We start from the raw sequence: 7,415 nt of genomic DNA, 5'->3' as shown, positions 1-7,415 counted from the left end.
CGTCAGCAAGCGGGCGGAGGAAGCTCTGCGAGAGAGCGAGGAGCGGTTCAGAAAAGCGTTTCAGTCCAGCCCAGTGGGCATCATCATGACCAGACTATCTGACAACCACATGGTGGATGTCAACGATACCCTTCTCCGCATGTGGGGCTACACACGGGAAGAAGTGGTCGGACGGACAGCCGAAGACCTGAACGTCTGGGTCAATCCCGAAGACCGCCTGAATATCGTCCAGGCCCTGCGTGAAAACAAGCCAGTCTCAATGTTCGAAGCCCAGTTTCGCCGAAAGTCAGGCGAGTTGGCGTGGGGGGTTCTGTCAGCTACTCATGTGGACATTGGGGGAGAGCCACACCTGATTGTCCTTACCCAAGACGTCACGGAGCGCAAGCGGACGGAGGAGGCGCTGCGCGCGGCGAACGAGACCATGTTCACACTGGTGACCGCATCTCCTTCCGCCATCATATGCATTGACATGGAGGGAAGGGCGACAGTATGGAACCGCGCCGCAGAGCGCATCTTTGGATGGACCGCGCAGGAGATCATTGGCAAGCCGCTCCCCATGACTCCTCCGGAGAAAGCCGAGGAGGTTAAAGCCCTGCGTCAGCGGGCGTTGCAAGGCGAGACCGTCACCGGGTACGAAGTCAGACGCCTGCGGAAAGACGGGTCGCTGATTGACGTCAGCGTTTCTTTCGGTCCGGTCTGTGACCCGCAGGGGCGCGTTACCGGGATTGTTTCCGTCATGACGGACATCACGAGGCGCAAGCGGACGGAGGAGAAGCTGCGCATGGCGAACGAGACCGTGCGCACACTGGTGACCGCATCTCCTTCGGCCATCATAACTGTTGACCTTGAAGGGAGAGCAACGGCCTGGAACCACGCCGCGGAGCGCATCTTTGGATGGACCGCGCACGAGGTCATCGGCAAGCCGCTTCCCATGACTCCTCCGGAGAAAGCCGAGGAGGTTAAAGCCCTGCGTCAGCAGGCGTTGCGGGGCGAGACCGTCACCGGGTACGTAGGCAAACGCTTGCGGAAAGACGGGTCGCTGGTTGACGTCAACGTTGCCGTGGGTCCGATCCATGACCAGCAGGGTCGCGTGGTCGGCACTATTGGAGTCATGACGGACATCTCTGCGCGCAAGCGAGCGGAGGCGAAGTTGACCCGTACAACTGCACAGCTGAACGCGTTGATCCAATCGTCGCCTACCGCGATTCTTGTCATTGACAAGGAAAGCCGCGTGACGGAGTGGAGCCCGGCCGCCGAACGGATGTATGGCTGGAGCGCGCAGGAAATAATTGGAATGCCGCTTCCGCTGATACCCGAGGACCGACGGGAGGAGCATGAGGTAATGCGTCAGCGGTCGTTGGGGGGAGAACCACTTGTTGACTACGAAACGCGGCGTCTGCGGAAAGACGGCTCGCAGGTTGACGTCAGCGTCAGCACAGCGCTGCTGCGCAACGCCGAGGGCGAGATAGTGGGCAGATTGGGCATTCACCTCGACATCACCGCGCGCAAGAGAGTAGAGCAGAGCGCACGGCAGAGCGCCGAGCGGATCCGGCAGGGCCTGTATGACACGGCGGAGGCCATCGGGCGAATGAGCGAGGGCCGCGACCCCTACACAGCGGGCCATGAGAAGCGCGTCGCGCATCTCTGCGTCGCCATTGCGGTGGAGCTGGACCTGTCCGCCAAGCGCGTCGAGGGGCTGCGCATCGCCGCCGCCATGCACGACCTCGGGAAGTTCAGCGTCCCCGCGGAGATACTGAACAAGCCGGGCAAGCTCACCAATATCGAAATGAGCTTGATCAAGACGCATCCGGAGACCGGCTACGAGATACTTAAAGAGATCAAGTTCCCGTGGCCGGTGGCGGATATTGTGTGCCAGCACCACGAGCTTATGGACGGCTCGGGGTATCCCAGGGGTCTGAAAGACCAGGACATCCTGTTGGAAACGCGCATCCTCACGGTGGCGGACGTCGTGGAGGCCATGGCATCCCACCGGCCCTACCGGCCTGCGCATGCTTTGGAGAAGGCTCTGGAGGAGATAACAAACGGGCGAGGGACGAAGTACGACGCGCGGGCGGTAGACGCCTGCCTGAAGCTACTCCGAGAGAAGGGCTACAAGCTGGAGTAGGGGCAACTGGAAGTCATTTCAAAATGCCTGCTCACCCTTCGACAAGCTCAGGGTGAGCGGTGGTTATTCCGTTCATGGTGAGCTTGCCTGCCCTGAGCAGAGCCGAAGGGTCGAACCATGAAGCCGAATTTCGGAATGGGTTCTAAGGCTTCGGTGCGCCCTCGCCGCGCTCCTCCGCCTCGCGCTGAGCGCGCAGCAACTCCGCCTGCCGCTGCGCCAACCTCTCGAAGTAGCGGCGGGCCAGACGCGGCGTAAAGTACGCGGCCAGCACCAGGACGACCAGCCCAATGATTTGCAGGGGCGTTATCTCCACGCTACCCCGCTTCCTTCTGAATGCGGCGGAACGCCAGCCGACCCTGCACCGCGCCGTCCGGGCCCACAACGACCGGATGCCTGCACACGAACAGGGACTCGTACGAGTTGCCTTGCACATCCTCGTAGGACACCTTGACGCGCGGTATCTCCGCCTCTGAGATGGGCGGACGTTTGCTGTCAATGACGCTGCTATACCGGACCTGCGCCTCCTCCGGCCGCCCAAGCCATTCGCCGGGGCCAAGCGCCGGACTTTCCCAGACCTCGCTGGTGACCCCCAGGCCCTCCACCTTACACTGAGCATTTAGCGCAGGACCCAGGCCCGCGTTCTTGACCTCAAAGCGCAACGCCCCCTCTTTCTCAGTGGGGGCGTTGAAAATCCGCAGGCCCAGCACCGGCATCACGCCAGCCACTTCCGCGCGCTGGGTCGCCTCCGCCAGCCGCGCGGTGGCCGCGGCGTGCTTGGACGTCTCGACTGCCGTGTACTCGGCGTAGCGGGCGAAGCGCCGCGTGGACAGCGCCAGAGTCAGCGCCACCACGAGCATGGCGATGGCCAGGACAACCACCAGAACGACCAGCACCAGCGGCAGCATCGTGGAATCTATCATCGCATCCCCCTTCTGCTATGCGTGCTGTGTGGAGTGCGACAGGTGATCGTTTGTCATTCTACGCCCAGCGGGGAGTCCTTGTCAGCTAGGCGTGCACGGGCTGGCTCATGCGCAGGAAGTTCCGGAGGATGTCCTTGCCCACGCCAGTCATAATGGACTCCGGGTGGAACTGCACGCCCTCCACCAGGTGCCGCTTGTGTCGCACGCCCATGATGAGGCCGTTGTCCGTCCACGCCGTGACCTCCAGGCTGTCCGGCAGGGTCTCGCGCCGGATGACCAGGGAGTGATACCGGATGGCCTCGAATGGGTCCGGCAGGCCCGCGAACAACCCCCGTCCATCGTGGTGGATGAGCGACGTCTTGCCGTGCATGATCTCGCCCGCACGGTCCACGACGGCGCCGTACGTGTAGCCAATGCACTGATGGCCCAGACAGACGCCCAGGAGCGGCGCCTTGCCGGCGAAGGCGCGAATGACGTCGTTGCTGACGCCCGCCTCCTTCGGCGTACAGGGGCCAGGCGAGATGACGATGCGCTCGGGCTTCATCCGCTCGATGTCCGGGACGGTGGCCTTGTCGTTGCGGACGACCTCCACGCGCTCGCCCAGCTCCGAGAGGTACTGGTAGAGGTTGTAGGTAAAGCTATCGTAGTTGTCAATCAGGAGGAGCATGGCTCCTCACCTCCCGCTGTCTGGACTGGTCACCATCCCCCCAACTCCCTTTCCTTCGGCAAGCTCAGGACAGGCCTGACAGGAAGGGGGAATGAGTAGAAACTGGGGGACTCCCCCAGACCCCCGGTCCTTCGACTTTGCTCAGGACAGGCTACGGGGCTGCGCCCCCTTGCAACCCCGCGGTCGCGATGACGTTAGCCCAGGTGTCCTCTGTCATTCCGAGTCCTTCCGGGGAAGGACGAGGAATCTCCCCGACGGGACACCTTGCGAGGGATGACAGACCGTCGGACGCCACTTCTCACGTGGGCTTGACCGGCACCTCGCCGCCCATGCCGCCGTCCATGTAGATGACCTGGCCGGACACGTACTGGCACCCCGGCGAACACAGGAACGCAACAAAGTCGGCGACGTCCTCTGGCTGGCAGACGCGCCCGAACGGATACGTCGCATAGAGAGTTTTGATATCGTCCACGCCCAGCGCGCCCTTGACCAGCCGCCGCCCCAGCTCCGTCTCCACGAGCCCTGGCGCGACGACGTTCACGCGGATGTTGTTCTTGCGCTCCTCTTTCGCCAGCGCCCGGGCCATCGCCTCCAGCCCCGCCTTGGCCTCCAGATAGGGAGAGTAGTGGGGAGGACTTCGGAGCGTGGCGGCGGAGGAGATGAAGATGACGTCGCCGCGCTTCTTCCCGCGCATCCCGGGGGCTACTTCCTTGACCAGGTGCATGCCCCCGAAGATGTGGGTATCTATAACCCGTCGCCACTCCTTCGGGTCGGAGTCCACGATAGACAGCCCCCGCGACGCGATTCCGGCGTTGTGTACCAAGATGTCCACCGTCCCCAGCGCCTGCGTCGCTTTGGCCACGGCGGCCTTCACCTGCTCGTAGTCGCTCACGTCCGCCTGCACCGTCACGCAGCGGCGGCCCAGTTTCTGCACGTGCGCCGCGGTCTCGTGGGCGGAGGCCTCTTCGCGCCGGTAGAGCACGGCCACGTCCGCGCCGTCGCGCGCCAGCGCCAGGCTGATCGCCCCGCCGATGCCGCGATTGCCGCCCGTGACCAGCGCGACCCGTCCCGCCAGCGTCATCGCGCCGCCCTCCGCAGGTGGCTCCGAGGCTCGTCCGCGTGCGCCGCCACCTGCTCTTCCGCTTCAATGATGGCCCGGAGCGGGCCCTCCATCTTCTGCAGGCTCTCCCGGAACTCGCCGACGGGCGTGCTGTCGTACACGATGCCTCCTCCCGCCTGCACGCAGGCGACACCGTCCTTGACGACGATCGTCCGAATGGTTATGCAGGTGTCCATGTTGCCGGAGAAGCTGAAGTAGCCCACGGCGCCCGCATACGGGCCGCGGCGCTCCGGCTCCTTCTCGGCAATGATCTCCATGGCCCTGATTTTGGGCGCGCCGGAGACGGTGCCCGCGGGGAAGCAGGCCCGCAGGGCGTCGTAGGCGGTCAGCCCCGCGCTCAGCTTGCCGGTGACGTGAGAGACCAGGTGCATCACGTGGGAGTAGCGCTCCACGCCCATCAACTCTGTCACCTTCACCGTGCCCGGCTCGCTGACCCGTCCGATGTCGTTCCGGCCCAGGTCCACGAGCATGATGTGCTCGGCGCGCTCCTTGGCGTCGGTGCGCAGGTCACTCTCCAGCCGCGCATCTTCCTCCGGCGTCCTGCCCCGCGGCCTCGTGCCCGCGATGGGGTGCGTGGCGACCATGCCGTCCTCCACGCGCACCAGCAGCTCCGGCGACGCGCCGACGATATCGAAATCGTCCAGATGCAAATAGTACATGTACGGCGAGGGGTTGAGCATCCGGAGGGAGCGGTAGATATCGAATGGCTCCACGCTGGTGCGCCGCCGCAGGCGCTGGGAGAGCACCACCTGAATGACGTCACCCGCGCTGATGTACTCCCTGGCGGAGCTGACCATCGCCTCGTACTGCTCTTGCGTCATGTTAGGCACGGGCGCGCACTCGGCGGGCGACGGCGCGGGGACGTGACGCTTCTGCAGCTCCAGGGGATGGCGCAGGCGCTCCGCCAGCCACTCGATGCGGGCCACCGCCGCCATGTACTCCTGCTCGATGTCGCCGTCCGTATGCACGTGGCTCACAAGCTGGATTTTGTGCTTCACGTGGTCGAAGACCAGAAGCGTGTCGGTGAACATGAACACGGACTCCGGCACGCCCAGCGTGTCCGGCTCGGTCGCGGGCACGCGCGGCTCGAAGTAGCGGACAGTCTCGTACGACAGGTAGCCGACCGCGCCACCCAGGAAGCGCGGCAGGCCCGGCACGACGACAGGCTTTACGCCCTTGAGCTCCCTCTCCACCTGGACAAGGGGGTCCACCGCGCCGGCGGGCTGGCCGGGGCCGGTCTTGATAACCATGTACGGCTCGGTGCCGATGAAGCTGTAGCGGGCAAGGCGCTCGCCGCCCTCCACGCTCTCCAGCAGAAAGCTGTGCGGCCCCCGCGCTATCTTCAGGAACGCGGAGACGGGCGTCTCCATGTCCGCCATGATCTCGCGGTACACCGGCACCAGGTTGCCCTGGCTGGCGAGCTTCTTCACTTCCTCAAGGGTTGGACGGTACATAGGAATCACCTTATTATGTGGCTGCGTTTGTCACAACTAGCCAGACTGGGAGCGATGGCGCTATGGGACTCCTTCTGTCAAGTGACAGGCGTACGTGTGGTTTTGCCCATATGTCCCCAACTATAACCTCTGATAAAAGGATCTTCACCCGGTTCTCTGTATAAAAGTCAAAGATTGCGATTGCAAGCGCCTGCTTTATAACTCCGTCGCGGACCGCCTCAGCAAGCGAGTGCGTTTGCCGTTTAAAGGTGTCCTTCTTATTAGCATCGGCGCCTGCAGCAAAATACTTAGCTTCAACCCACACTTCACCCTCGTGGAATTTCAGAACCATATCGAGGCGTTCTTTACTCCTTGGGTAATTGACCTCCTTCTCAATGATGGCAGGCAGGTTGAGCCTCTTGATAGCGTTTTCGATATGACTTACCAGCCAGCGCTCCGGTGCACCCTCCCGCGCGAGTGTTATAGGACTAGTTGTGATAGAGTCTTGTACCGCGCTTGCGAGACTAGCGGAATCTACAAGGAGCGACGGCGGGAGGTTCATCAAATATCCCCCTCAAAAGCAATCCGTAACGCTTGCATATTGCGAATGTCGGTCGCCCAGCTCTCACACAAGCTGGCCGAGCGGTTGTTATTGTGTCACCCCGAGCGCAGCGAGGGGTCTCCCCCGCAGGACATCCCTTCCGGGGAGATTCCTCGCTGACGCTCGGAATGACATGATTTACGCCACTCTACGGACGTCTTTTCTGTCACCCCCCGCCGCAGGAGTGCAGGGGACAGAGTCCCCCGCCGGGGTTCCAGGGGTGTCCCCTGGCCCTTTATTCCCTCCCCCGCTCCCTTGCGAAGGGAGCGGGGGACACAGGGGGTGAGGGTCCGCGTGTTCCTAGACCGCCACCTTGGGCAGCTGCTTCAGCGCCTCCTCCACCTTCTCCTTCGGATAGGCGTAGTCCTCCAGCTTGCCGCTGAAATAGGCGTCGTAGGCCGACATGTCGAAGTGGCCGTGGCCGGACAAATTGAACAGGATGGTCTTGCGCTGCCCGCTCTGCTTGCAGGCCAGCGCCTCGTCCACGGCGACCCGTATGGCGTGGGCCGACTCCGGCGCGGGAATGATGCCCTCGGTGCGCGCAAACTG

Annotated in this window: 8 protein-coding genes; 1 reads left to right on the top strand and 7 read right to left on the bottom strand. The window is 63.4% G+C overall.

Going from position 1 to position 7,415, the window contains the following annotated elements; translation table 11 throughout:
• A partial coding sequence (locus tag Q7T26_07545; protein ID MDO8532005.1) for a PAS domain S-box protein occupies positions 1–2,125 on the top strand: 2,125 nt, incomplete at its 5' end.
• Positions 2,126–2,267: 142 nt separating this feature from the next.
• Here Q7T26_07545 and Q7T26_07540 read toward each other — a convergent pair.
• From Q7T26_07540 to Q7T26_07510, 7 genes are all read right to left on the bottom strand, one after another.
• Entirely contained in the window at positions 2,268–2,438 is a 171-nt protein-coding gene (locus tag Q7T26_07540; GenBank protein ID MDO8532004.1) for a hypothetical protein, read from the bottom strand.
• A gap of 1 nt (position 2,439) precedes the next feature.
• Positions 2,440–3,045 carry a hypothetical protein gene (locus tag Q7T26_07535; protein ID MDO8532003.1) on the bottom strand — a complete coding sequence of 202 codons (606 nt, stop codon included), beginning with the start codon at positions 3,043–3,045 and terminating at the stop codon, positions 2,440–2,442.
• A gap of 85 nt (positions 3,046–3,130) precedes the next feature.
• On the bottom strand, positions 3,131–3,712 hold the full coding sequence (locus Q7T26_07530; GenBank protein MDO8532002.1) for an aminodeoxychorismate/anthranilate synthase component II: 582 nt from the start codon (positions 3,710–3,712) through the stop codon (positions 3,131–3,133).
• A 298-nt stretch (positions 3,713–4,010) separates the two neighbouring features.
• Positions 4,011–4,793 carry a glucose 1-dehydrogenase gene (locus Q7T26_07525; GenBank protein ID MDO8532001.1) on the bottom strand — a complete coding sequence of 261 codons (783 nt, stop codon included), beginning with the start codon at positions 4,791–4,793 and terminating at the stop codon, positions 4,011–4,013.
• On the bottom strand, positions 4,790–6,286 hold the full coding sequence (gene trpE / locus Q7T26_07520; protein ID MDO8532000.1) for an anthranilate synthase component I: 1,497 nt from the start codon (positions 6,284–6,286) through the stop codon (positions 4,790–4,792). The genes Q7T26_07525 and trpE overlap by 4 nt, the downstream gene beginning before the upstream one ends.
• Positions 6,287–6,299: 13 nt before the next feature.
• Positions 6,300–6,827 carry a hypothetical protein gene (locus Q7T26_07515; protein MDO8531999.1) on the bottom strand — a complete coding sequence of 176 codons (528 nt, stop codon included), beginning with the start codon at positions 6,825–6,827 and terminating at the stop codon, positions 6,300–6,302.
• A gap of 339 nt (positions 6,828–7,166) precedes the next feature.
• The coding region (locus tag Q7T26_07510; protein ID MDO8531998.1) for a TrpB-like pyridoxal-phosphate dependent enzyme at positions 7,167–7,415 on the bottom strand (249 nt) is incomplete at its 5' end.

It is taken from the genome of Dehalococcoidia bacterium (assembly GCA_030648205.1).
Taxonomy (GTDB): Bacteria; Chloroflexota; Dehalococcoidia; order JAUSIH01; family JAUSIH01; genus JAUSIH01.
This window is presented reverse-complemented; position numbering and strand designations above follow the sequence as displayed.

What these genes read in the sequence shown, in the direction of transcription:
- Q7T26_07535 (MDO8532003.1), bottom strand. Translation starts at nt 3,045, where the DNA reads ATGATAGATTCCACGATGCTGCCGCTGGTGCTGGTCGTTCTGGTGGTT.
- Q7T26_07530 (MDO8532002.1), bottom strand. Translation starts at nt 3,712, where the DNA reads ATGCTCCTCCTGATTGACAACTACGATAGCTTTACCTACAACCTCTAC.
- Q7T26_07525 (MDO8532001.1), bottom strand. Translation starts at nt 4,793, where the DNA reads ATGACGCTGGCGGGACGGGTCGCGCTGGTCACGGGCGGCAATCGCGGC.
- trpE (MDO8532000.1), bottom strand. Translation starts at nt 6,286, where the DNA reads ATGTACCGTCCAACCCTTGAGGAAGTGAAGAAGCTCGCCAGCCAGGGC.
- Q7T26_07515 (MDO8531999.1), bottom strand. Translation starts at nt 6,827, where the DNA reads ATGAACCTCCCGCCGTCGCTCCTTGTAGATTCCGCTAGTCTCGCAAGC.